General features: G+C 61.6%; 17 protein-coding genes and 1 rRNA gene. 9 read left to right on the forward strand and 9 right to left on the reverse strand.

Features of this window, described 5'->3' with window-relative positions:
* The 4 genes from rrf to ACVWVP_RS03675 form a co-directional block, all read left to right on the forward strand.
* Window positions 1-86 (forward strand): 5S ribosomal RNA (gene rrf / locus ACVWVP_RS03660); the annotation flags it as partial.
* 157 nt (window positions 87-243) lie between these two features.
* Entirely contained in the window at window positions 244-903 is a 660-nt protein-coding gene (locus ACVWVP_RS03665; RefSeq protein ID WP_178919293.1) for a paraquat-inducible protein A, read from the forward strand.
* The gene (locus tag ACVWVP_RS03670) at window positions 890-1,513 is read left to right on the forward strand and encodes a paraquat-inducible protein A (protein ID WP_178919291.1); all 624 of its coding nucleotides are present in this window, start codon (window positions 890-892) and stop codon (window positions 1,511-1,513) included. The genes ACVWVP_RS03665 and ACVWVP_RS03670 overlap by 14 nt, the downstream gene beginning before the upstream one ends.
* Window positions 1,506-3,809, forward strand: a complete 2,304-nt coding sequence (locus ACVWVP_RS03675; protein WP_178919289.1) for a PqiB family protein — start codon at window positions 1,506-1,508, stop codon at window positions 3,807-3,809. Before ACVWVP_RS03670 ends, ACVWVP_RS03675 begins: the two co-directional genes overlap by 8 nt.
* A 152-nt stretch (window positions 3,810-3,961) precedes the next feature.
* Here ACVWVP_RS03675 and mksF read toward each other — a convergent pair whose 3' ends face one another.
* The 3 genes from mksF to mksB are packed head-to-tail and all read right to left on the reverse strand — an operon-like array spanning window position 3,962 to window position 8,773.
* Window positions 3,962-6,802: an Mks condensin complex protein MksF gene (mksF, locus tag ACVWVP_RS03680; protein ID WP_457404492.1), complete on the reverse strand. Its 2,841-nt coding sequence runs from the start codon at window positions 6,800-6,802 to the stop codon at window positions 3,962-3,964.
* Window positions 6,799-7,506 carry an Mks condensin complex protein MksE gene (gene mksE, locus ACVWVP_RS03685; protein WP_457404493.1) on the reverse strand — a complete coding sequence of 236 codons (708 nt, stop codon included), beginning with the start codon at window positions 7,504-7,506 and terminating at the stop codon, window positions 6,799-6,801. Before mksE ends, mksF begins: the two co-directional genes overlap by 4 nt.
* Window positions 7,496-8,773: an Mks condensin complex protein MksB gene (mksB, locus tag ACVWVP_RS03690; protein ID WP_178919285.1), complete on the reverse strand. Its 1,278-nt coding sequence runs from the start codon at window positions 8,771-8,773 to the stop codon at window positions 7,496-7,498. The genes mksE and mksB overlap by 11 nt, the downstream gene beginning before the upstream one ends.
* A gap of 186 nt (window positions 8,774-8,959) precedes the next feature.
* On the opposite strand from mksB, the gene ACVWVP_RS03695 reads away from it, so the two are divergent.
* Together ACVWVP_RS03695 and rimI are read left to right on the forward strand one after the other, a co-directional pair.
* Window positions 8,960-9,703, forward strand: a complete 744-nt coding sequence (locus tag ACVWVP_RS03695) for an energy transducer TonB (RefSeq protein WP_457404763.1) — start codon at window positions 8,960-8,962, stop codon at window positions 9,701-9,703.
* A complete protein-coding gene (gene rimI, locus ACVWVP_RS03700) occupies window positions 9,696-10,148 on the forward strand; it encodes a ribosomal protein S18-alanine N-acetyltransferase (protein WP_005784514.1) in 453 nt (150 codons plus the stop codon). Before ACVWVP_RS03695 ends, rimI begins: the two co-directional genes overlap by 8 nt.
* 144 nt (window positions 10,149-10,292) lie before the next feature.
* Here rimI and ACVWVP_RS03705 read toward each other — a convergent pair whose 3' ends face one another.
* Complete coding sequence (locus ACVWVP_RS03705) at window positions 10,293-10,697, reverse strand: serine kinase/phosphatase (RefSeq protein WP_457404494.1); 405 nt, start codon at window positions 10,695-10,697, stop codon at window positions 10,293-10,295.
* Window positions 10,698-10,851: 154 nt separating this feature from the next.
* Here ACVWVP_RS03705 and can point away from each other — a divergent pair, with 154 nt between their 5' ends.
* The gene (gene can, locus ACVWVP_RS03710) at window positions 10,852-11,496 is read left to right on the forward strand and encodes a carbonate dehydratase (RefSeq protein ID WP_003188288.1); all 645 of its coding nucleotides are present in this window, start codon (window positions 10,852-10,854) and stop codon (window positions 11,494-11,496) included.
* Here can and ACVWVP_RS03715 read toward each other — a convergent pair.
* From ACVWVP_RS03715 to ACVWVP_RS03730, 4 genes are all read right to left on the reverse strand, one after another.
* On the reverse strand, window positions 11,493-12,002 hold the full coding sequence (locus tag ACVWVP_RS03715; protein WP_457404495.1) for an SET domain-containing protein-lysine N-methyltransferase: 510 nt from the start codon (window positions 12,000-12,002) through the stop codon (window positions 11,493-11,495). The two genes, can and ACVWVP_RS03715, sit on opposite strands and share 4 nt — an antisense overlap.
* Window positions 12,003-12,149: 147 nt before the next feature.
* Window positions 12,150-13,319, reverse strand: a complete 1,170-nt coding sequence (locus ACVWVP_RS03720; RefSeq protein ID WP_259172019.1) for a hypothetical protein — start codon at window positions 13,317-13,319, stop codon at window positions 12,150-12,152.
* Between the two features lie 122 nt (window positions 13,320-13,441).
* Complete coding sequence (gene acpA / locus ACVWVP_RS03725; protein ID WP_457404496.1) at window positions 13,442-15,142, reverse strand: acid phosphatase; 1,701 nt, start codon at window positions 15,140-15,142, stop codon at window positions 13,442-13,444.
* A gap of 196 nt (window positions 15,143-15,338) precedes the next feature.
* Complete coding sequence (locus ACVWVP_RS03730) at window positions 15,339-16,757, reverse strand: short-chain fatty acid transporter (protein ID WP_259172017.1); 1,419 nt, start codon at window positions 16,755-16,757, stop codon at window positions 15,339-15,341.
* Between the two features lie 186 nt (window positions 16,758-16,943).
* Here ACVWVP_RS03730 and ACVWVP_RS03735 point away from each other — a divergent pair, with 186 nt between their 5' ends.
* Window positions 16,944-18,233 (forward strand): MFS transporter, encoded by a 1,290-nt coding sequence (locus ACVWVP_RS03735; protein ID WP_259172016.1) that lies wholly within the window; start codon window positions 16,944-16,946, stop codon window positions 18,231-18,233.
* Between the two features lie 3 nt (window positions 18,234-18,236).
* On the opposite strand, the gene ACVWVP_RS03740 is transcribed toward ACVWVP_RS03735, so the two are convergent.
* Window positions 18,237-19,607: a GntT/GntP/DsdX family permease gene (locus ACVWVP_RS03740; RefSeq protein WP_176995235.1), complete on the reverse strand. Its 1,371-nt coding sequence runs from the start codon at window positions 19,605-19,607 to the stop codon at window positions 18,237-18,239.
* Between the two features lie 293 nt (window positions 19,608-19,900).
* Here ACVWVP_RS03740 and ACVWVP_RS03745 point away from each other — a divergent pair, with 293 nt between their 5' ends.
* Window positions 19,901-20,806, forward strand: coding sequence for a cation diffusion facilitator family transporter (locus tag ACVWVP_RS03745; protein ID WP_178919270.1), 906 nt, complete (start codon window positions 19,901-19,903; stop codon window positions 20,804-20,806).
* Window positions 20,807-20,812 lie beyond the last annotated feature (6 nt).

A 20,812-nucleotide genomic window follows, 5' to 3' on the forward strand; every position in this document is an offset into this window, starting at 1 on the left:
GATCCCATCCCGAACTCAGTAGTGAAACGATGCATCGCCGATGGTAGTGTGGGGTTTCCCCATGTGAGAGTAGGTCATCGTCAAGATTAAATTCCGAAACCCCATTTGCGAAAGCAGATGGGGTTTTGTTTTGGGCGGTCGAAAACCGGATCACTCCACATCCCCCGACAAATTTGCACAGTTATTTCTGAACCAGACCACTAGAATAGCCACCTAACCTTTTTTAGAGTCTGAGCCCTACTTATGCCCGATCCGGTTGATGCCCTCGAGGTGTCGGATTTACCACTGGACGACCTGGTGGCATGCCATGAGTGCGATCTGCTGATGCGCAAACCAGCGCTCGCCCTCGGCGAAAAGGCCCAATGCCCGCGATGCGGTTACGAGCTCTACGCCCACCGTCACAACGTCGTTGAGCGCAGCCTCGCGCTGGTGATCGCCGCGTTGCTGTTGTTCATTCCTGCGAACTTTTTACCCATCATGCAGCTCAACTTACTTGGGCAGACGTCCGAGGACACGGTATGGAGCGGCGTCGTCGGTCTGTTCGACACAGGCATGCAAGGTGTCTCCGTCGTGGTATTCCTGTGCAGCATGGGGATCCCCTTGCTCAAGCTGTTGTGCCAATTAGCCGTGTTGCTCAGCATTCGCTGGAACATCGGCCGCAGCTATGGGCTGCTGCTGTACCGCATCTACCACCACATGAAGGATTGGGGGATGTTGGAGGTCTACTTGATGGGCGTGCTGGTGGCGATCGTAAAACTCGCCGACATGGCCGCCATCACGATTGGCCTCGGGCTGGCCTGCTTTGTCAGCCTATTGATGGTTCAGGTGTTGCTTGAGGTGGTGATGTCGCCCCACCAGATCTGGGAAGCCCTGTCAGGAGAGGACGAACATGCGGGCGATTGATGCAGGCATTCTGATTTGTACCGAATGCCACGAGTTGAACAAACAGGACCCCGACAGCGATGAGCAGATCTGCACCCGCTGCGGTGCGTTGATCCATGCCCGCCGTCCCAACAGCCTCACTCGTACCTGGGCGCTGCTGATCACCGCGGCCATCTTGTACATTCCTGCCAACCTGTTACCGATCATGACCATCAACTCGCTCGGTCAGGGTGACCCCAGTACGATCATGGCCGGGGTGATCCAGTTGATGCAGCATGGCATGTTCCCCATCGCTGCCGTGGTGTTCATCGCCAGCATCCTGGTGCCGACCTTCAAGCTGGTGGGCATCGGTCTGCTACTGTTCTCGGTGCAGCGCCATCAACCGCTGTCTGCGCAACAACGTATTGTGATGTACCGTTTTATCGAGTTCATAGGCCGCTGGTCCATGCTGGATATCTTCGTGATCGCCATCCTGGTGGCGGTTGTAAACTTTGGGCGACTTGCCAGTGTCGAGGCCAACCTCGGCGCTGCCGCGTTCGCCAGTGTGGTGATCTTGACGATGCTTGCCGCAGTAACTTTTGATCCCCGACTGATTTGGGATAACACGGAGTCGGACGACGACCATGAGTGATTTGCCAAAAGCTAAAACCCGCCCGGCCTCCAACTGGTCGGCCATTTGGGTCCTGCCCCTGATTGCGTTGATTATCGGCGGCTGGCTGGGATGGCGTGCCTATACCCAGCAGGGCATCGAAATCCAGGTTCGCTTTGAAAGCGGCGAAGGCATCCAGGTCAACAAGACCGAAGTGGTCTACAAAGGCATGCCGGTGGGCAAGGTCAAGGCCTTGGCCCTGGACGACGAGGGCAACAATCGCGGGGTGATTGCCACCATCGAGATGAACAAGGACGTCGAACAATACCTCAAGACCAACACTCGCTTCTGGCTGGTCAAACCGAGCGTCAGCCTCGCCGGTATCACCGGCTTGGAAACCCTGGTCTCAGGTAACTACATCGCCGCCAGCCCTGGCGATGGTGAGCCCACACGCAAATTCAAGGCGCTCTCCGAAGAGCCGCCGTTGTCCGATGCCAAGCCCGGCCTGCACCTGACGATCAAGGCCGACCGCCTCGGCTCCCTGAACCGCGGCAGCCCGGTGTTCTACAAGCAGATCCAGGTTGGCCAGGTCAAAAGCTACCTGCTGTCCGAAGACCAGAGCACCGTCGAGATCAAGGTCTACATCGAGCCGACCTACGCCAGCCTGGTGCGCAAACACACCCGTTTCTGGAACGCCAGCGGCATCAGCATCGACGCCAACCTCTCCGGCGTAAAAGTGCGCAGCGAATCCCTGTCCAGCATTGTCGCCGGCGGCATCGCCTTCGCCACACCGGAAAACCGCAAGGACAGCCCGCCCACCGACCCAAGCCTGCCGTTCCGCCTGTATGAAGACTTCGACGCCGCCGCAGCGGGCATCAAGGTCAAGGTCAAGCTCACCGATTTCGAAGGCCTGCAAGCCGGGCGCACACCGGTGATGTACAAAGGCATCCAGGTCGGTAGCCTGAAAACCCTGAAGATCGACCCGGACCTGTCCAGCGCCAACGCCGAGCTGACGCTCGACCCATTGGCAGAAGACTACCTGGTACAAGACACCCAGTTCTGGGTGGTCAAACCGTCGATCTCCCTGGCCGGCATCACCGGCCTGGAAGCCTTGGTCAAAGGTAACTACATCGCTATCCGCCCCGGCGACAAAGGCAGCGCGCCCCAGCGCGAATTCGTCGCTCGCGCCAAAGCGCCACCGTTGGACCTGCGCTCCCCAGGCCTGCACATGGTGCTGTTCACCGACAATCTCGGCTCCTTGGATGTGGGCAGCCCGATCCTCTACAAACAGGTCAAGGTCGGTTCGGTGCAGAGCTACCAGTTCTCGCGCAAGAACAAGCAACTGGTGATCGGCGTCCACATCGAGAAGGAATACGAAAACCTGGTCAACGGCTCGACGCGTTTCTGGAACGCCAGCGGCGTCACCCTGACCGGTGGCCTCACCGGCGGCATTCAGGTGAAAAGTGAATCCCTGGCCAGCCTGATGGCCGGTGGTATCGCCTTTGAAACCCCAGAGCCGAACGTGCCGTTGAAAAAGCGCATTCCGCGTTTCCGTCTGTTTGCCGACCGCGAAGCGGCCAATCAACATGGCACCCTGGTCACCATCAAGGTCGATCGCGCCGACGGCCTGCGCCCAGGCACACCGATCCGCTTCAAAGGGCTGGATGTGGGCAAGATCGAGAATGTCGACCTGAGTGCCGACATGCAATCGGTCCTGCTCAGCGCGCGCATTACCCAAGTGGCTGATCGCATTGCACGCACGGGCAGCCAGTTCTGGGTGGTCAAGCCTGAGTTGGGCCTGATGAAAACCTCGAACCTGGAAACGTTGGTCACCGGCCAATACATCGAAGTGCAGCCCGCCGTCAAAAACGCCGGGCCGCAAAAAAGCTTCGTGGCGCTGGCCCAACCACCGGAAGCCGTGCACCAGGAAGAAGGCCTGAGCCTGACGCTCAGCGCGGCACGTCGTGGTTCGTTGAAGGAAGGCGTTCCCGTCACCTACCGTGAAGTGACCGTCGGCAAAGTCACCGGTTACGAGTTGGGCCAGACGGCCGACCGCGTGCTGATCCACATCCTGATCGAACCCAAATACGCACCGCTGGTACGCAGTGGCAGCCGTTTCTGGAACACCAGCGGTTTCGGCCTCGACTTCGGCCTGTTCAAAGGCGCAACGGTGCGCACCGAGTCCCTCGAAACCCTGGTGGCCGGTGGCATTGCCTTTGCGACACCAGACGGCGAGCGCATGGGCAACGCTGCACGGCCGCAGCAAACTTTCCCGCTGTTCGATAAGTTCGAGGATGAGTGGCTGACCTGGGCGCCCAAGATCCCACTCGGCAAATAAACCGCGTCGCCTTCATCGCGGGCAAGCCCGGCTCCCACAGTTGGAATGCGTACCTCTGTGGGAGCGGGCTTGCCCGCGAAGAGGCCAGAACAGGCAATAAAAAAGGCCCCTGGATTCTCATCCAGGGGCCTTTCGCATTTCAGCTGAAAAAATCAGACCTCATCCAACTCCGGCTCATCCGCCTGCACATTCACCGTCGCCTTCACCACATCATGACGACGGATGTACTTCCAATCCGCCTCATCGATATAGATCCCGTTCGGCCCGCTACCGCCCTCCAAGTCGATCGCCACCTGCGCCGACACCTGCGGCTTCACACTCGCCAGGATCGGCACAAAGCCCAACTGCAGGCTGGTTTCCAGCAACGCCGCCTGGTTCTTCTCGTCGATGTCCGCCGCTTCATCGAGGTAGTACGGCAGGCGCACGCGCCCCGCCTGGTCGCGGTCCATCAAGTGCAGCAACAAGTACATGTTGGTCAGCGCCTTGATGGTCATGGTGGTGCCGTTGGACGCCGCACCGTCGATGTCGGTATGAATCACCGGCTGGCCGTGCACCTTGGTGATCTCGAACGCCAGTTCGAACAAGTCCTTGAGGCCCAGCTGGTTATGGTTGGCGGCCACCAGGCGAGCCAGGTATTCCTTGGCCTCTTCGTTCTTGTTGTCCTGCTCGGCGCTCTGGCTGAGGTCGAACACCGACAGCGTTTCGCCTTCCTCATACTGGCCGGCACTGTGGATGATCTGGTCGATGTGCTTGAGGGCTTCCTTGTTCGGCGCCAGCACGATGCGGAAGCTCTGCAGGTTGGACACCTGACGCTTGTTGATCTCGCGGTTGAACAACGCCAGTTGGTGCTCAAGGCTGTCGTAGTCGCTGCGGATATTGCGCAGGGTCCGCGCGATATCGGTGACCGCCGCCCGGCGTGCCTTGCCCAGGGTCAGGGCTTCGTCGGTACGGTGCGCATAGGCGTTGATCAGCAGTTGCAGGCGACGCTCAACGTCGTCCTCACTGTCGAACTTGGCCACGCCCTTGAGGCGTACTTGCGCATACAGCGCTTCGATCTGGCCATCAGCGCGCAGCAAGCCTTGCCAACTGTCCTGATAGTCATTGAGCAGCGGCAGCAGGTTGTCCATGGAGTCGTCGACCGGGTCCATGAACGGTGTACCAAACGGCAAGTCAGCCGGTAGCAGCTGACGACGACGCAAGGCGTCATCCAGGGTGCGCTGCTTGGCTTCCATATCGCCAATCTGGCGGCCCACCAGTTGCAGCTTGGCCGACAGTTGCTGGACGCGCTCGGTAAACGCATCACTGGAGCGTTTCAACTCATCCTGGGCCGCTTCCATCTGCGCCAGGTTTTCGAGTTTCTCGCCTTCCTCTGCGCTCAGGGTTTGTGCGCGGCGGAAGTCTTCCAACGCTTTCTGCGCATCCAGCACCTGCTGGTACAGCGCTTCGGTCTGGGTCTTGCTCGCTGCGCGGTCAGCGGCTACCGCCTGCTGGGTCTTGAGCTGCTTGAGTTCTTTTTCCAGGCGCTCCTTCTGGTCACGCAACGCTGCGCGGTCCGCCAGGGCCTGCAATGCCGGTGGCTCGATGTGCGAGATGTCGATGGACAGCCCCGGCACTTCAAAACGTTCACCCTTGAAGCCATCGAGGATCTGCTCCAGGGATTTGACCCAAAGGCCGTCCTCGTCCAGCGTGATGCCATGCTCGCCCAACGGCAGGCTGAACAACGAACTGTTGAACAGGCGCATCAGACGCTCGACGTCCTGCTGTGAGAATTCTTCGCGCAGCTTGGCGTAGCTGTTGTTGTCCGCGTGATCGAGCTGCTGCTTGACCGACTTCAGGCGCTTCTCCAGATCGCGCAAGCGTTCGTCCAAGTCCTCGGCGCTGAACTGCCGCGACTGCGCCAACGCGCCCGCCAGTTCATCGTGAGCATCCTTGGCCGCCAGCAACTGCTGCTCCAGCACCTTCACGTCATCGACCAGTGCAAAGCGATGCTTGAGCACCGACAGCTCGCCCAGCCAACGCTGGATGCCACTGATCTCCCGCTCCAGGCGCATCAGCTCCTGGGTGCCGCCGCGCTGGTCATTCTGCAGCGTGTCCTGCTCGTTACGGTAGTGCTCGGCCTGGATGGTCAGCTCTTCCTTGCGCGCACTGGCGTAGTCCGACCAAGTGCCCAGCAACGAATCCAGCAACGGCGACAGGCGATGCAGTTTGCCGCGCAGGACATCGCGCTGTTTCACCCCATTGGACAGCGCTTCCACCAGCGGCCCGGCGGCCACCAGCGAGTTGTAGTCCTGCTCCATGCGTCGCACATCACGGAAGGCTTCTTCGCACGCGGCGATGTAGTCCACGCTGCCGGAACGCAGGCTGTGTTCGAACGCATCGAGGAACAACTGCTTGAGCTTGGCCGCGGTGATTTCGCGCATGTGCAGCAGGTTGATAAACAGTGCGCGGAAGGTCTTCAGGCTCTGCTCGCTGGTGGAGCGCAGCGGAATCAACGTCAGGTCCAGTGGGATCGACGTGTGGCCACCCACCAGCAACCGGCGCAGTTCATCGGGCTTGAGTTCGTAGGCTTTCAGACCTTCGCGCTCAAGGTTGGTGAACAGCTCCTTCTGGCGCAGGCAGGTGTCGTTCTTCTGGTAGTGCGCCAAATCCAACTTGCCGGCATAGGCAAAGAACTGGTGACCGAAACCGCCGCCCGGACCGCGACCGACCACACCGATCACGTGCGGGCCGTGGGGCAGGGACACTTCCACAAGGATGTAGCTGGTGTCGCTGGCAAAGTAGAACCGGCGCGATTGTTCCAGGGTGTACTTGCCGAAACTCATGTCCGACATGCGTGCCAAAATCGGGAACTGCAAGGCGTTGATCGACGCGGATTTACCCAGGTTGTTCGCGCCATACACCGACAACGGTTCTTCCAGCGGGAACAGGCCCAGGCTGTAACCGGCGGTGTTCAATAGGGCGAAGCGGCGGATGCCGTAGCGTTCCTTACTCATGCGTCGGTCTCCTGTTCTTCGGCAATGGCACGGGCCAGGGCGTCTTCTTCGCTCTCGTCTGCAAAGTCGCTCAGGTCCAGCGGGTCATCGGTTTTCAGCAGTTTTTCATCGCTGTCTTCATCGATGATCACCGGTGCCGGCAACGGCAACACGCTGTGGACGCTGGCCGCGAGGTCGCGGTCCTGCTGCACCGACAGGCACACGTCGAGGAAGCGGTGCATCGGCGGCAGGAAGCGGTACACGCCGTTGTCTTCTCTGGCAAAGCCCAATTGGGTCATCCGGCGCATGATCTTTTCTTCGAGTTCTTCCTGGGTCTGCACTTCGGCCTGGATAAACAGGTCGCGGTACTTCTCCAGCAACGACGGCAACTCATCGCGGCCCAGACTGCCACCGTCGAGCACGGCAATCGGGTCGCGGCCCTGGTCGGCCAGGTGCTCGACGATGATGAAGGTGAACAGCGCCAGGCGTTGCGCGGTCTTGTTCACCTGTGCGGCGGCCACGGCAGTGTCCGGCACGAAATAGTAGAAACCACGGGTGTCGCACACCAGCTCAAAGCCCAGGGCCTTGAACAGCGTGCGGTACTGGTCTTGGAAGTTCGACAGTTGCGCGTACAGCTCTGGGTCGCGGCGGCTGACGTGGTAACCCTTGAACAGCTCGCGAAAGATCGGCGCCAGCTGGGACAGTTCGGAAAGATCAAGATGCATGAGGTGTGCTCGCGGAATTCTCGGTCGCTTCAACAGCGGCCGGGAGCAGGGCGAAGGAGCGCAGGCTGACCTGGTGCTCGTGTGTGTGGTAATCGCGGCGTTCCAGGCGTTCGCGCTTGAAGCGTTTTTCGCGGGACAGGCGCGAGAACCAGTACAGCAATTCGTCAGTGGCGCCGTTCGGTTCCTGCTCCAGCAGCCAGGTCATCAGGTCCGGCATCGGCAGTGCCTCTTCGCAGCGCTCGAGCATTTCCTTGACCGTGCGCGGTGCGCGCTGGGCGTCGCCTTTGTAGGACTTGTGCGCTTTTGGAAACTTTGCCGGTTTCGGTTCGAAGTTCGCCAGCGCGTACACATAAGCCTCCACCTGGCTCGCGCTGCCCAGAAAGGTGCTTTGCGGGCGGGTGAACATCGGCATGGCCGCCTGAGGCACCGCGTCCAGGCCTTTGCGGCGGATGGCCGACAGGGCCAGCGCCGCGCCACGGGTCACGGCGTTGTGGCGGCGTGCCTCTTCACGCAGGGGCAGCAGCAGTTCCCGCGCATGGCGCAAGGTCAGCTGGGCGCTGGTCTGCATTTCGAGAATGCGCGCGTGGGTGCGCAGCAGCATGTCGTCGTCCACCAGATGGCCGAGGCGCTGTTGCTCAGTCAGCAGGCGCAGCAACACGTTCTCCACCTTGCGCACGCCCTGCTCGAAGGCACCGTCGGCGTTCACCAGTTGGATCATCGGTTCGACGTATTCGTCCCAGGTCGCCAGGACCTCGGCGTAACGCTGGCGCAACGGGATCTGCCGGTCGCTGGTCTTGGCCCGGTCGGCCACGGCGGCGAGGGCCTGTTCGTCGTTGGCGAGTTTTTTCAGCACGTCCCGCACGCGCATGTCGAGCAAGCGCAGCTGGCGGGCCAGGTCGTGGCCATCACGGATGTCGAAGGCGTCCTGGATATAACCGGCCAGGCGCTCAAGGTGGCGCAGGTAGGCTTCGATTTCCAGGCACAGGCCAAGCCGGTGCTCCTTGCGAAGATAGGCCAGGAAGTCGTGGATCTGCGCATTGAGCTCGAAACGGTTCGGGCTCTTGGCGACAGGCACCAAGATATCCAGGCGAATCCACACGTCCAGCAGGCTGGTTATGTCCTGTGGCGTGCTATCCAGTTGTTGGGCGGCCAATTGTGCGCGCAGTTCGCCCAGGCTCAAGGTGCCTTGGTCGAAGTGTTCGCACAGTGGCTCAAGTAAGGCCCAGTGTTCGGCGAGGGCGCGCAGGACGCGCTTGGGTTCGATCATGGGAAAGGCCGCTGGTTGGCGATGAAAAGTCGCGATTGTACTGCATCGGGCGGGGGATTTATCCACAGCCGGTCAGTGCGCAGTGGGCGATTGTTGCCGAACAGCGGTAGAATCCCCGCTCTTTAGTTATCCACAAGTGGCCGAGCTGTGCTTATCGAGTCCCGACGTCGCGCTTACTTGACCGCCATGCAGGTGGTCAACTGGCTGCCCCGCACCGAATTGCCGTTTGCCGCGCCGTCGCGGCCCGAGCTGCTGGAAGCGCTTGAGCCCTATGAGGCGCTCGAGGCGTCGGGAGAGGAGGCGGCGCCGGTCGCGGTGGCCAAGCCGCCTGCGCCCGTACGTCCGGTGGCGGAACGCGCCAAGATCGAAGTGCCACGCCCTTCGACGGCGGCCAAGGCGACCGTGGTGGCCGAGGAGGCGGTCCCGGTGGTCAAGGCCCCTGTCGTGCCGCCGCCGCGTTTTGCCCTGCAATTGCTGCGCGCCGGGCGCTGCCTGCTGCTGGTGGAACTGCCCACCGGCGAACGCTTCCAGACCCGCGACCCGGCCTACATGCTGCTCAAGGACATGCTGCGCGCCGCCGGCCTGCCCGACAGCCCGCAAATCGTCGGCGACCCGGTGCGCTGGCCGCTTCTGGTACGCGGCAACATGGACCAGGGCCCCGAGGCAGCACGGGATTTTGTGCAAGGTTTTGTGTCGGCACGCCTGGAGGACGAACCCTGCGTGTGCCTGTGGCTGATCGGCCTGCCTGCCGTGCGCTTTGCCGGCGAGGCCAACGCCGAGTCCTGGTATCGCGAGTTGCAGGTCGAAGGCCTGGGCTCGGTATGGGCCCTGCCGGGCCTGGAACTATTAATGGAAGAGCCACAGCGTAAGGCTGATGTCTGGCAAGCCATGCGCCGGCTGATGGCGCGCTGGAAAACAACCGATGAGTGAGGCTTTATCCTTTCGCCCGATGACCGAGGCTGACCTCGACGCGGTGCTGAAAATCGAATACGCGGCCTTCAGTCACCCCTGGACCCGTGGGATCTTTCTCGATGGGCTGGGCAAATACCAGATCTGGCTGATGTTCGAAGGCGAGCAGCAGGTGGGCCACGGCGTGGTGCAGATCATCCTCGACGAAGCACATTTGCTGAACATCACCGTCAAACCGGAAAACCAGGGCCGTGGCCTTGGCCTGGCGTTGCTGGAACACCTGATGTCGCGTGCCTATGCCGCCAGTGCCCGGGAGTGCTTCCTGGAAGTGCGCGACAGCAATACTGGCGCTTTCCGCCTGTACGAGCGCTACGGTTTCAACGAAATCGGCCGCCGCCGGGATTACTACCCCGCCGTGGGGGGCCGTGAAGACGCGGTCGTCATGGCCTGCACCCTGGTCGATTAACCACACATTTCCAATGTGGACACGGCCTCTGTGGGAGCCGGGCTTGCCCGCGATGACGGTGTTTCATTCACCGCCGCCTTCGCAGCGATGCGGCGATCCGACAAGCCAGCTCCCACAGGGTTCGCTCGACGATAAATCTATGTATCAAGGTTTACCGTCTATCGGGTCGACATCTGCCAATTCCGCCTCATCCAACCCATTCCCGCCGCCAATCTCATCTTCACCGACGATGCTCAAATCCCAGTCTGCCTGGTCACCCTCGCCAGACTCGCGGGCATCCCGTGCACCGTCTTCATGGATCAGCGTTTCCGGGCTCAAATCATCGTCCGTCGGCTCGTGATCATCGGTGGATGCGCCGGTAAGCCCGGCCTCACGCACCCGTTCGTCGGGCAGCCGGTGTTCACGTTCACGCCGAGGGATCTCATCGCCGATTTCTGCTGTGGGTTCTTCTTCATCAAAATCCAGCTCGCGCATCGAACCCATGCGGTCTTCATTGTCATCGATGGGTTCCGGCTGTGTGGCACCGTAGGGACGTCGTGATTCAGTCATGGCCAATCCTCATACTGTGGGGCTTATAGTGTGTGGACAGGCTGCACGGCCCAAAGATTCAAGCGGATTCACGCTTGTTATTCACCGGCAGGGCGTGACCTGGACGTGGGGTTGTCAGTCACAAAACTGCGCATCATTCCTGAGGCTTTCCCTGATGAACGAACTACAAGACCTGCTTGATAACAACGAACGCTGGGCGGACGCGATCAAACAGGAAGATCCCGAATTCTTCGCCAAGCTCGCCCGCCAGCAAACCCCGGAATACCTGTGGATCGGCTGCTCCGACGCCCGCGTACCGGCCAACGAGATCGTCGGCATGCTGCCGGGTGATCTGTTCGTGCACCGCAACGTGGCCAACGTGGTGCTGCACACCGACCTTAACTGCCTGTCGGTGATCCAGTACGCGGTGGACGTGCTCAAGGTCAAACACATTCTCGTCACCGGCCACTACGGCTGCGGCGGCGTACGCGCCTCGATGCAGGACCGCCAGTTCGGCCTGATCGACGGTTGGCTGCGCACCATTCGAGACCTCTACTACGAAAACCGCGATGTGTTGGCCCAGTTGCCGACCGAAGAAGAACGCGTCGACCGCATGTGCGAGCTGAATGTGATTCAGCAAGTGGCCAACGTCGGCCACACCAGCATTGTGCAAAACGCCTGGCACCGTGGGCAGAGCCTGTCGATCCATGGCTGCATCTATGGCATCAAGGACGGTCGCTGGAAGAGCCTGAACACCACCATCAGTGGTTTCGAGCAGTTGCCGCCGCAATATCGCCTGCGCCCGCTGGGCGAAGCTTAAGGCCGGTTCCGTTCGCACCATTGCCTGCCTTCGGCGTTCGGGGCTTCCTCGCTTCCGGTGATCCAGCCCCGGCAGTTCTGCTCGCCGCACTGGCAGGCGAATTGCCGGAACAGCACGTCCTCGGTGGTGGCGTAATCCATGGTCAGTTGTTCGCCGGCCTCGATGTTACGCACGGTCCAGGCTTCCAGGTAATGCAAGTCGAGGAACACGTTCGGATTGCAGGAATGCATGACCAGGCCAGTGAACCAACAGTCGTACAGGTGGATGCGAGGGGATAACCGCAACGTGTGCACGCGTCGCTCGCTCAGTGCATAACCTGAGATCTTGGCGATGCACACGCGACTGTCAACGGCGACACGTGTCCGGATGCCGGTTTGCATGCCATTGGCCATTTGCATCACTTCAAAGTGCTCAGTCGAGGGGTAGCCCTCCCCCAGTAGCAACTTGAAGGGATAAAGGTAAGTGCTCGTGGCTTTTTTAGCCTTGTCCTTGGCTTTAGTGTTCATGACTCTCCTTGTATAGGCTGCATCGACCTGCGGAGAGTGTCTGACTGCCAGTCTTACAGCGAATGGGCGCACTTCAAGACTTGCTCAAGTTACAACCAATTTCTACTGTCAAATCTGGCAGTAGAAATTGGTTTTTTTCTGTGTGTCTTACAGCGCCGGGGCCGTGACGGAAGGGGCTGGCGCGGCGCTTTTCAACTGTTTGAGCTGTGCCTTGACGGTGGGCGTGGCGCATTGGGCATTGGCTCGCTCCGGCGACAGGTTGCGTACCGAGGTGTAGAACAGTTCGCAGGTCTGCTCTTTGCGGGTGACCTGCCAGGTGTTCATGCAGGCCTTGAGCAACACGTTCGGATCGCTCGCCGGTTTCTGCCCCATCCCGGCTTGCCAGCAAGCAGCGCTCAGGTCCTGGCCCATCACCTTCAAGCCGGCCTCATCGGCCTTTTGCTCGTTACCGTCATAGGTGTCCGGGTCGGCCGCGTACCAGATGTAACTGGGGTGGTTGGCGCCCAGCACCGACACGGTTTTGCCCGCTGCCGGGCTGATCTGCGCCAGGCCCAGCACGCCCACGGTCTGGCCATATTGCTGTTTGATCCAGCTGCGCACCGGCGCGCCGAACGCCACCATCGGCAATGAGCCGCCGGGTTGCAGGCTCAACTCCTTGACCATGCGAGTCTGGTAGTCGGTGAAGTAGCTGTAGACGGTTTCCAGGTCCTTGCCGGCGTTGGACGGCGCAGCAATCGGGGCAATGTCGATGATGGTCTGGTACGCCGGCGTTTCGGTGGCCGGGATGCCGTTGTCGGTGAGCAGGGTGGCCCAGCGGTCGGTGGTCGCCGATTCCAGGTAATCCTGGGCCTGGGTCAGCGAATAATCCGGCGGGAAGTGCAGCAGTTCGATGCTTTTGCGGTTTTCCAGGGCCATGCCCAGCGGCAGGAACAGGTACCAGTTATAGGCCCATTTGCCGTCTGTGTTGAGCTTGCTGGCGCCCTGGTAGGCCAGGTCGGCCGTGTTGAGCAGCGTGGTCAGCGGTTGGCCGTAGTTGTCGGGCACGCCGCTGAAGGTGGCCGACACCTGCCCGTCATGGGTCTTCACACTGACTTTGGCCCGGCTGTAGCCGTCCCGTTGGAGGCTCTGGTTCAAATAATGCTCGGCGGTTTGCTCCAGCGTCCACGGGCGGTAGCAGATCACGTTGCAGTTGTTGGGAAAAGCGAACAGCTGGGTCACACGTTGCGTGCTGCCCAGCGGCACTTCGATGTCGGCCTGTACGACCGCACTGGCCATCAGTGCGGCCAGGGTGAAGGACAACCTGGTCGGTTTAAACATTGTCGGTTCCTTGTCAGCGAAAGCCCGTCTGCGCGGGGTGAAAGCCCACGTGCACACAGTAGCGGTTGACCAGGAAAATCGCGTGCTAAATCGCCAGGTGTGTCGCTATTGGATAAGAAAACCTACAGGGTGAACTGCAACGCGTTGGTCAGATCGCCCATCGGTTTCTGGCCACGGGCGGTCATGGCGTCGTCACGCTGCTTGAGGCCGTCCAACGTCTCCAGTTGGAACACACGGGTGATCAGGCGCAGGATCGACGCCGTGTCGTAAACCGTGTGGTCCACCGTACCCTTGCGTGCAAATGGCGACACCACCAGTGCCGGAATCCGCGTACCCGGGCCCCATCGGTCGCCTTTTGGCGGTGCCACATGGTCCCACCAGCCGCCGTTTTCATCGACGGTCACTACCACCACCATGTTTTTCCACTGCGGGCTTTCCTGCAGCACCTTCAAGGCACGGGCGATATGGCGGTCGCCCGAGGCTACGTCGGCATAGCCTGCGTGCATGTTCAGGTTGCCTTGGGGCTTGTAGAACGTGACGGCGGGCAGCTTGCCGGCCTGGGCATCGGCGAAGAACGTGTTGGTGCTCGACTCATCGCCCAAACCACCGTCGCGCAGGCGTTTGTCTCGCTCGGCGCGATTTTCCGGCCCTTGTTTCTTGAAGTAGTTGAACGGCTGGTGGTGGTACTGGAAGTTCGGGATCTTGGGGATACCGCCCGAGTCCTTGAACTGGTCCAGCGTGGCCTGCCAGGCTCCTGCATACCACGCCCAGTCGACGTTCTTTTTCGACAGCTTGTCGCCGATGTGCTCGTGGGTTTGCGGCACCAGCACGTTGGGCAGATCGGGTTTGGAATAATCCGGGTTTTCCGGGTCGCGGATCCAGGTCGGCCAGTAGGGCGGGGCCAGGGTGTTCACGCCGTAGCCGTCCGGGGTCAGCGCGCTGGGGCCGAACTGCGGCGGGCCGGTCATAGCGCTGGCCGGGGATTTGTCCAGAGGCTTGAGACGCGGATCGGTGGGGTCATCACTTTGCAGCGTGGCGATCTGGGCCTTGGCCACCGATTGCGCGGCATTCGGGTAAAACGGTGCCGTGGCGCTGATCAGATACTGGTGGTTGAGGAACGAGCCACCAAACGCGCCCTGGAAGAAGTTATCGCAGAGCACAAATTCCTTGGCCACATCCCACAGGCGCAGGGAATAACGACTCTGGGCGTAATACCCCATCACCAGGCCACCGGAGTCGGCCCAGGCGACAAAGTTGTCGTTCTTGCCGCCGTTGATCTGCATCTGGTTCTGATAGAACACGTGCCACAGGTCGCGGGTCACCAGGCTCAAAGGCAGGTCTTCGGCGTTCGGGCCCTTGAGGGCGAAGGGCGCGTTGGGCAGGTTTTCCTGGAATTGCACTTCGCTGGGGTAGGTCACCCCGTCCACGCTTTGCGGGCCGACTTGCAGCACACCGCCCCAGGCCGGAGGCAGGGTGGTCAGCAGGCTGCCGTCGCGGTCGCGTTGTTGCACGTCGGCCGCAGAAAGGGCGGACAGAGGCTTCTCGACACCGGGGAAGTCAGCAAACAGGTTGTTGAAACTGCGGTTCTCGGCGTAGATCACCACTACGGTTTTCACCTGGTCGTGCAGGGCCTTGTCCAGCTCTTGCGGGGTGAGCGGTCGCGCCACCGGCTTGCCCGGTGCTTCGCTGGTGTTGCCGCACGCACTCAAGGTGGCGCCGACCCCCAGCACTGCCGCGCCTCCCAGGAAACGCCGGCGGCTGGTGTCAACCGGCGCCGGGTCTGCGGAATCGGGGGAAGGGCGGTCTTCGTGCTCATCACTCATTGCTGGGAGTCCTTGCTGGCGAGATGTTGCAAGATATTTCGCAGGACGGTAACAACGCAATGTGACGGAAAGAAGACAACGATTCGAACACCCGCCCTTTGTAGTGAGCGGGCTCGCCCCGCGCGGCGGTGTATCAGATAAGCACAATGCGCCTGACACGCCGTCGCGCGGGGCAAGCCCGCTCACTACAAGGGAGTTATGGCATGACGGGCGGCAAATACTTCAAGGTGGTGCCGAGTGCCCACAAGAGGAACAGCACCAACGGCGTGTGCACCAGCAACTGCACAAACGAGAACCCGATCAGGTCTCGCGCCTTCAACCCCAGCACGCCCAGCAGCGGCAACATATAGAACGGGTTGATCAGGTTCGGCAGCGCCTCGGCAGCGTTGTAGATCTGCACCGCCCAGCCCAAGTGGTATTGCAGGTCATTGGCCACCTGCATCACGTAAGGCGCTTCGATGATCCACTTGCCGCCACCCGACGGGATAAAGAAGCCGAGCACTGCCGAGTACACGCCCATCAACAAGGCATAGGTGTCGTGGGAGGCGATGGACGTGAAGAACAGCGAGATATGGTGCGCCAGGGTCTGGCCGTCGCCGCCCTTGACCACGGTCATCAGCGCCGCAATCGAGCCATACAGCGGGAACTGGATCAGCACGCCCGTGGTGGTCGGCACCGCACGCGCCACGGCATCAAGGAAGCTGCGCGGGCGCCAGTGCAGCAGCGCACCGACCATGATGAACAGGAAGTTGTAGGTGTTGAGCCCCGAGATGGCGCTGATCGCCGGCTTGGTCGAAAACTCGTGGAACAACCAACCTGCCGCCAGCAACGCCAGCAGGATGGTCAGCAACGGGCTGTGTTCCAGCCATTCGCCAGGGCGGGTAGGCGCTTGTACCTTGGGCAGATTGAACGCCGGGTCGACGCCGCAGGCCTTGGCATCACGGGCGCTGTTCGGCCCCGGTGCGGTGGCGTAGGCGATGATCAGCGAGACCACGATGAGTGCCAACAGCAGCACGCCCGATTGCCACAGGAAGATGGTGTCGGTGAACGGGATCACCCCGGTAATCGATAAAATCGACGGTGGCAGGCTGGCCGGGTTGGCCTGCAGTTGCGCGGCTGACGACGACAGTCCCAAGGCCCAAACCGCACCAAGACCCAAGTAGGCAGCGGCACCCGCTGCACGGTAATCCATGCGCAAATCGGTGCGACGGGCCAGCGCACGCACCAGCAAACCACCAAACACCAGGGACAGGCCCCAGTTCAGCAGGGACGCAACCATGGAGATCAACGCCACCCACGCCACGGCCGAGCGGCCGTTCTTGGGGATGCGCGCCAGGCGGTCGATCAGCTTCACCGCAGGCGGGGAGCTGGCGACCACGTAACCGCCGATCACCACAAAGGCCATCTGCATGGTGAACGGGATCAGGCTCCAGAACCCGTCGCCAAATGCCTTGGCGGCTTCGGCCGGCGCAGCGCCCATGCCCAGGGTCGCCACGGCGACAATAATCACGGCGAGGGCGGCGAACACCCAGGAATCTGGAAACCAGCGCTCGGCAAAGTTGGAGCAACGCAGGGCAAATCGGGCATAGCGGCTTTCTTCGATAGCATCGGCCACGAGTCATTCCTCTTGTATTTATTATGGGTGTTGGCAGTTTTACGGCATGTTCCGCTACGGCCATTGATATGGGAATGCAGTTATCTTCATCGATCAATGAGGAAAACAAATATATCTGTCGTGATTGCCATCACTCGGCCCAGCTCATAACCTGCACGCCATTTTGTTTGTCTGCCGAGCCTTGTCATGACTGCCACCTCTTTCCCACGGGCGCAGCGTTTTTCCCGCTCCGACTACAAAACCCTGGGCCTGGCCGCCCTGGGCGGGGCCCTGGAAATCTACGACTTCATCATCTTCGTGTTCTTCGCGCTGACCCTCAGCCAACTGTTCTTCCCGCCGGAAATGCCCGAGTGGCTGCGCCTGCTGCAAAGCTTCGGCATCTTCGTCACCGGCTATCTGGCGCGGCCGCTGGGCGGCATCCTGATGGCGCATTTCGCCGATCACCTGGGGCGCAAACGGGTGTTCAGCCTGAGTATCCTGATGATGGCGCTGCCCTGCCTGCTGATTGGCGTCATGCCAACCTACGCGCAAATCGGCTATTTCGCCCCATTGATCCTGCTGGCGTTGCGTGTGCTGCAAGGGGCCGCCGTGGGCGGTGAAGTGCCGAGCGCCTGGACCTTCGTCGCCGAACACGCGCCGAGAAACCATCGCGGCTACGCCCTGGGCTTCCTGCAAGCCGGCCTGACCTTTGGCTACCTGCTCGGCGCACTGACCGCCACGCTGCTGGCGCAAGTTTTCACCCCGGCCGAAATCCTCGACTATGCCTGGCGCTTCCCCTTCCTGCTCGGCGGCGTGTTCGGCGTGATCGGCGTGTGGCTGCGCCGCTGGCTCAGCGAAACCCCGGTGTTCCTCGACATGCAGGCCCGCCGCCAGGCCGCCGCCGAACTGCCGTTGCGCACCGTATTGCGCGACCACCGCGCCGTGCTGCTGCCGGCAATGATCCTCACCTGTGTGCTCACCTCCGCCGTGGTGGTGCTGGTGGTCATCACCCCGACCATGATGCAGAAAACCTTCGGCATGAGCCCCAGCCACACCTTCGCCTTGAGCGCCTTGGGCATCGTGTTCCTGAACATCGGCTGCGTGCTCGCCGGCCTGCTGGTGGACCGCATCGGCGCCTGGCGCGCGGTGCTGGTCTACAGCCTGCTGCTACCGGTGGGGATTGCCGTGTTGTACGCCAGCCTCATCGCCGGTGGCGTCTGGCTGGGCGCGGCGTATGCCGTGGCGGGCTTGAGTTGCGGGGTGGTGGGCGCGGTGCCGTCGGTGATGGTCGGCCTGTTCCCGGCGCAGGTGCGGGTGTCGGGCATTTCCTTCACCTACAACATTGCCTACGCGCTGTGGGCGAGCACCACGCCGCTGCTGCTGATCGCGCTGATGCCAACCAGCCCGTGGATCTGCGTGGGCTATTGCGTGGTGATGGGGGCGGTGGGCGTGGTGAGTGTGGCGCTGTTTGGCAAGCGCCACACCTTGGCCGCCTAGGACTCAGGTCAAGAAATGCCAGAGCAACAACGTACCGATCAAGCCGACGACTGAAACGATGGTCTGCAACACCGACCACACCCAGATCGTCTGCTTTAACTGCAGGCCGAAATACTCGCGCACCATCCAGAACCCGGCGTCGTTGACGTGGCAGAAGAACACCGAGCCGGCGCCAATCGCCAGGGCCACCAGTGAGCTTTGCGTCGCCGCCAGCCCCGCCATCATCGGCGCGAGGATGCCCGCCGTCGTGGTGGTGGCGACGGTGGCCGAGCCGGTGGCCTGGCGCAAGGCCACGGCGATCAGCCAGGCCAGCAGCAGGTACGGCATGTGCGCGCCTTCGGCGACTTTACTGATGGTCTGGCTGACGCCCGCGTCCAGCAAGGTTTGCTTGAGGCCGCCACCGGCGCCGATGGTCAGCAGCAGCACGGCGATTGGCGCGAGGGCCTTGCGCAGGGTGTTGCCGACTTCGGCACGCGGCATGCCGGCAGCCCAGCCCAGGCAGATCACGGCGGCGATTACGGCCAGGCCGAGGGCGATCAGCGGTTCACCGAGGAACTTCAAGGTCAGCGCCACCGGGCTTTCCGGTGACATGGCGACCTTGGCCAGGGTGCTGCCGAGCATCAGGATCACCGGCAACAAAATAATCAGCAACGACACGCCGAAGCTTGGCTGGCGCGGCGCTTTAGGCGGTGCGCTGAACAGTGCGCCGATGTCGGCGGGTTCATCCACATGCAGGCGCTTGGACAACCAGTTGCCGTAGATCGGGCCGGCCAGGATCACCGCCGGCACCGCCAGGCAGAAACCCAGCAGCATGGTCAGGCCCAAATCGGCATGTAGCGCACCCACCGCAATCAGCGGGCCCGGGTGCGGCGGCATCAGGGCGTGCAGGGTGGTCATGCCGGCCAGCGCCGGGATGGCGATTTTCAGCAGCGGCAGGTTCGATCGCTTAGCCATCACGAAGATGATCGGCACCATCATCACCAGGCCGACTTCGAAGAACAGCGGCAAGCCGATCACCATGGCCACTAGCGCCATGACCCAGGGCAATGACTTGCCCTTGCCCAGGCCGAGCAGGGTGGTGGCGATGCGGTCGGCGGCGCCGGACTCTGCCATCAGGGCGCCGAGCATCGAGCCCAGGGCAATGATGATGCCGGCTTCACCCAGGATCGCGCCGGCACCCTTGCTGAACGCCTTGGCGACTTCTTCCGGTGGCAGCCCGGCGCCGACACCGGCGATGAAGGTGCCAATCAGGATCGACAGGAACGGCGGCAACTTGGTCGCGCTGATCAGTACGATGATGCTGGCAATGGCCAGCAGTACACAAAACATGAGGCGGGTGTCGTGAACCATCCACGCGGCAGTCGATAACTCCAAAACGGGACTCCTTATCGAACAGGTTGGCTAATTTGTTTCTTTTTGTTTCCTGCACGAAAAGCATACCTGATAGAACCGTGGCAGAGCGCCCGTGTGCGATTTTGGTGCGGCAAAAATAACGCCGAGCTGGCGCGTCGATGACAAATCCGCAAGGCATGCCACTTTTTGGCGTCAGGACTCTATCTTTGTAGGAGCCGGCTTGCCGGCGATGCCGCCCGCAAGGTCGACGCAATCCCCAAAACCGTTATCGCCGGCAAGCCGGCGCCTACATAACGAATCAGGAGTACCGCTTCATGAGCGCAGGACACAACCACGCCCAGGTACGCGCCGGCCACGAGCGCAAGTTATGGATGGCCCTGTGCCTGACGGGCAGCTTCATGATCGCTGAAGTGATCGGTGCCTTCGTCACCGGCAGCCTGGCGCTGTTGTCCGACGCGGCGCACATGATGACCGACGCCCTGGCCCTGGCGATTTCCCTGGTGGCCATCCAGGTCGCCAAGCGCCCGGCCGACCGCAAGCGCACCTTCGGCTATGCGCGCTTCGAGATCCTGGCGGCGGCGTTCAATGCGTTGCTGCTGTTCGCCGTGGCGTTCTACATCCTGTATGAGGCCTACCAGCGGCTGCAGGCGCCGGCTGAGATCCAGTCCACCGGCATGCTGGTGATTGCGGTGCTGGGGCTGATCGTCAACCTGATCTCCATGCGCCTGCTCAGCGCTGCCAGTGGCGAGAGCCTCAACGTCAAGGGCGCCTACCTGGAGGTGTGGAGCGACATGCTCGGCTCCATCGGCGTGATCATCGCGGCGGTGGTGATCATGCTCACCGGTTGGGGCTGGGTCGATTCTCTGGTGGCGGCGGCCATTGGTTTCTGGGTGCTGCCACGCACCTGGACGTTGCTCAAGGAAAGCATGAACGTGCTGCTGCAAGGTGTGCCCGATGGCGTGGATATCGATCAGGTCGAGCAGCGCATTCGCAGTGTGCCGGGGGTCAAGGACGTGCACGACTTGCACATCTGGGCCCTGACCAGCGGCAAGAATGTGCTGAGCACGCACCTGGTCGCCGATGCGTCCCAAGGCTCCGAGCAACAGATCCTCAGTCGAGTGACGGAGTTGCTGCACGAACAATTCGATATTTCCCACGCCACCATTCAGGTCGAGGGCGAAGGGTTCCAGCACGATGAGCATGACGAGGTGCATGCCTGACGGATT

The sequence above is a fragment of the Pseudomonas sp. TE24901 genome (genome assembly GCF_054058375.1).

Excerpts from the sequence above, each read along its gene's own strand:
- ACVWVP_RS03715 (WP_457404495.1), bottom strand. The coding sequence starts at position 12,002 with ATGAACACTAAAGCCAAGGACAAGGCTAAAAAAGCCACGAGCACTTAC.
- rimI (WP_005784514.1), top strand. The coding sequence starts at position 9,696 with ATGAGTGAGGCTTTATCCTTTCGCCCGATGACCGAGGCTGACCTCGAC.
- ACVWVP_RS03675 (WP_178919289.1), top strand. The coding sequence starts at position 1,506 with ATGAGTGATTTGCCAAAAGCTAAAACCCGCCCGGCCTCCAACTGGTCG.
- ACVWVP_RS03665 (WP_178919293.1), top strand. The coding sequence starts at position 244 with ATGCCCGATCCGGTTGATGCCCTCGAGGTGTCGGATTTACCACTGGAC.
- can (WP_003188288.1), top strand. The coding sequence starts at position 10,852 with ATGAACGAACTACAAGACCTGCTTGATAACAACGAACGCTGGGCGGAC.
- mksB (WP_178919285.1), bottom strand. The coding sequence starts at position 8,773 with ATGATCGAACCCAAGCGCGTCCTGCGCGCCCTCGCCGAACACTGGGCC.
- ACVWVP_RS03745 (WP_178919270.1), top strand. The coding sequence starts at position 19,901 with ATGAGCGCAGGACACAACCACGCCCAGGTACGCGCCGGCCACGAGCGC.
- ACVWVP_RS03720 (WP_259172019.1), bottom strand. The coding sequence starts at position 13,319 with ATGTTTAAACCGACCAGGTTGTCCTTCACCCTGGCCGCACTGATGGCC.
- ACVWVP_RS03705 (WP_457404494.1), bottom strand. The coding sequence starts at position 10,697 with ATGACTGAATCACGACGTCCCTACGGTGCCACACAGCCGGAACCCATC.
- ACVWVP_RS03670 (WP_178919291.1), top strand. The coding sequence starts at position 890 with ATGCGGGCGATTGATGCAGGCATTCTGATTTGTACCGAATGCCACGAG.
- ACVWVP_RS03695 (WP_457404763.1), top strand. The coding sequence starts at position 8,960 with ATGCAGGTGGTCAACTGGCTGCCCCGCACCGAATTGCCGTTTGCCGCG.
- ACVWVP_RS03735 (WP_259172016.1), top strand. The coding sequence starts at position 16,944 with ATGACTGCCACCTCTTTCCCACGGGCGCAGCGTTTTTCCCGCTCCGAC.
- mksF (WP_457404492.1), bottom strand. The coding sequence starts at position 6,802 with ATGAGTAAGGAACGCTACGGCATCCGCCGCTTCGCCCTATTGAACACC.
- mksE (WP_457404493.1), bottom strand. The coding sequence starts at position 7,506 with ATGCATCTTGATCTTTCCGAACTGTCCCAGCTGGCGCCGATCTTTCGC.
- acpA (WP_457404496.1), bottom strand. The coding sequence starts at position 15,142 with ATGAGTGATGAGCACGAAGACCGCCCTTCCCCCGATTCCGCAGACCCG.